Origin of the sequence: Polynucleobacter sp. AP-RePozz3-80-G7, from assembly GCF_018882145.1 — a bacterium.
GTDB lineage: Bacteria > Pseudomonadota > Gammaproteobacteria > Burkholderiales > Burkholderiaceae > Polynucleobacter.
This window is the reverse complement of the sequence record NZ_JACVPC010000007.1, coordinates 1-3,565: the sequence shown is the minus strand read 5'-3', so window position 1 is coordinate 3,565 and position 3,565 is coordinate 1. Positions and strand designations below refer to the sequence as shown.

At 48.5% G+C, this 3,565-nt stretch carries 1 protein-coding gene; it reads left to right on the top strand.

The genetic code is table 11. The features are described from left to right. On the top strand, positions 1–3,565 hold a 3,565-nt coding region (locus ICE90_RS10700; protein ID WP_370624670.1), incomplete at both ends, for a beta strand repeat-containing protein.

The window sequence follows — 3,565 nt, the reverse complement described above, 5'->3', positions numbered from 1 at the left end:
CAGCAGCGGCATACAACCTCTCATTAACGGGTAATGGCAGCACCATCACCAACGCGGTAACCTTCTTGAACACTGGCACCTTAACTCTTGGCGCCTCTGGTGGTACACAAACTTACACCGCTGGCTTTACAGCAACTGCGCCTAGTAGCGTCACTCTCAGTGGTTCTATCAATACTGCCGCTGGTGCGGTATCGATTGGTGGCGCTACTAAAACCTTAACCTTGGCGAACGACACCACCATTCAAACGTACAGTACCGGAAATGGTGCCAATATCACAATCTCTGGCCCAGTCCAAGGAACTACTGTTAATGGTCAAGCTTTGACCCTGTTGAGTAAGGGTGGGGTAATTTCTGTATCAGGTTTAGTTGGATCAACTACTGCTCTTGGAACAATCACCCTTGGTGATGCTAACCAGACTGGCACTATCACCTTGAACGGTACTTTCCTGAGCTCAAGTCTAGTGTTAGGTGCAAGTTCTGGTGCTAATGCCTTTAACGTAGTAATGAATAACATAGTTGGCTCAGCCGGTACAACTACGGTAACTGGCGCTGCTACCTTCTATAACACTGGAACAATCTCACTTGGTGATAACTCTGGTGATATCTTCAGCTTTGTTGGTGGTGTTACTGCAACCGCTGCATCTTCAATTTCTATCTCTGGTAGTCAGATTAATGCTACAAATCAGGCGATCAATTTAAATGCTCCTATTAGCTTTAGTAATAACGTAGCTATTGCCGGTGGTTCAGGAGCCATTACGCTTGGGGCGACTACTGCAGCGAATGGCATTACTGTTACTTTGGGTAATGGCAGCTCAGGCCCAATTAATTTAGCCTCACTAACTGGAACCGATGGAGCTGGCTCGAGCTCTAACATTACCTTCAATACCACTGGCGTCATCGCAGTTGCTGGAGCAATCAACACTAATATTGGAACCGTTCGTGTAACGAATTCTGGTGGCGCAGTATTTGGTGGTGGCCTCGGATTAAGTAGTGACTTATTGGGTTCACTGGTCCTTACAACTTCTCAAAGTACTGTTGAGTTTGACGGCTCCATTTACACCACGGCTATGACTAATGCGGGCGGTGCATTTGATGTGAAGCTATATGGCCCAACCACTAGTGTTACTAGCCCAGTAACATTCAATACCACTGGTACGGTTTACTATGGCCATCTCTCAACCGACATACTGACGTTCTCACGTGGTATTACCCATACCACTGGTAACAACGCACTTGCTGGTACCTTTACCGCCACCAATCCTTCTTTATGCGGCACCTCTGACTGCGCATTTAATTTGGGTGGTACAACCTCATTCTTGGGTAGCTCAACTACGGTTGACTTTGGCTCATTAGCAATTACCTTAAATAACATTGTTCTAGGCAGTGGCGTGACCTTGAACTTAGGTGCCGGTAATTCTGGAAACATTACAGTTGCATCGATTACTGGTACATCACCTGGTGCTCCTGCAAACATTGTTATTAACACTACTGGTACTGCATCGTTGGGTGCTATCGGCACTAATATCGGTACTGTTACAGTGCAAAACTCTGCCGGCACCACCTTCACCAGTACTGTTAGCGACACTACTACTACCTTAACTGCAACTACAGGCACCATTGCCTTTAATGGTGCCTTAACCGCTACTAACTTAAATACGGCAGCAGCAGGGTACAACCTCCAACTGAACGGCGCTACTGGCACCATCACCAACGCAGTCACTTTTGCTAACACTGGCACCTTAACTCTTGGCGCCTCTGGTGGTACACAAACTTACACCGCTGGCTTTACAGCAACTGCGCCTAGTGCAACCACACTGAACGGTACGATCGTTGGTGGCACGATGAGTATTGGTAGCAACACTGGAACCCATACGATTAGCCTGGGATCTAATACCGTACTCAACACTTCAGCTGCCAATGGTGCCATTACCTTAGGTGGCGCACTAACCGGTTCAGCCAAGACATTAGATCTATCTTCTGGTAGCAATGCGATTACGGTGAATAGTGCAGTAGGTACATCTGGTAGCTTACTCGGTACAGTAACCATTGGTAGCAGCGGTACTCAAACTGGAGCAGTGGGCTTTAATGGCGTGGTATACGCTAGCGGCCTATCTACTGGCTCAAGCGCTTACAACCTCTCACTCAATGGCTCTACTGGCACCATCACCAACGCAGTCACTTTTGCTAACACTGGCACCTTAACTCTTGGCGCCTCTGGTGGTACACAAACTTACACCGGCGGCTTAACAGCGACAGCGCCAAGCTTAGTGACTATTGCCGGCACGATTGCCGCTAATAGTGGTACTAGCGTGATTAACCTGGGTGCAGCAGCAGTGAACGTCTCTGCTACAACAGTCTTGGGTGGTACTGCTACTGGCGCTATTACCTTGGGTGCAACAACGCTAAGCTCTGGCGCTAACTTAACAATTGGTACAGGTACAGCCAATGCGCAAACCATTACCTCAATCACGGGTGTAGCCGGTACTGCTCAGAACATCACTATTAATACAACGGGTGTTGTCTCTATCGGTGCCATTGGTACCAACATCGGCACCCTGACCGTAACCAACTCCGGTGGCACCACCTTCACCAGTACTGTTAGCGACACTACTACTACCTTAACTGCAACTACAGGCACCATTGCCTTTAATGGTGCCTTAACTGCTACTAACTTAAATACGGCAGCAGCAGGGTACAACCTCCAGCTCAATGGCGCAACTGGCACCATTACCAACGCAGTCACTTTTGCTAACACTGGTACCTTAACTCTTGGTACCTCTGGTGGTACACAAACTTACACTGCTGGCTTTACAGCGACAGCGCCTAGTGTAACCACGCTGAACGGTGCGATTAATGCGGGTGGGGCAGTGAGCTTTACAAATGCCGTTAAGTTGGGCAGCAACACTTCTATCGATACAACCAATGCTGGTGCCTATACAAGCGGTGCAGCTATCACCTTTAACGGTGCCGTTGATAGCATTTCAACCACACCGTACTCCTTAGCTACCACTACAGGAACAGGTGCAACCGTATTTGGTGGAACTATTGGTGCGACTAACGCATTGTTATCAATTTTTACTGGCGGCGATGCATCTTTGGCTGGCAATGTCACTACGAGTGGATCGGCTGGTCAAGGTTATGGTGGCAATCTGACCCTAACAGGAACAGTAAATACCTTAAGCAGTACAAATGGTCCTGTTAATGTAGCGGGTGGTGTGAGCTCAAGCAATGGCGCGGGCTCAGCCCTCACCATCAACCCTGGTAGCGGTGCTGCAACAATAGGTGGTGCAGTTTCAAATATCACCACCTTAACAATCAACTCTTCAAGTGCTGCTAGCCAGATCAGTGGTGTCATCAGCGGTGGTGCTAACTTGGTTAATAACGGCACAGGCACCTTAACGCTCACCAATACCAACACCTACACCGGTACAACCACCATCAACGGCGGTACTTTACGTTTAGGCACTGGCGGCTCACTCGCTGCTGCTAGCGCATTGATCATGACTGGCACTAGCATCTTTGATCTGTATGGCAACTCCCAAAGCATTGCTTCCTTAACCGGTGC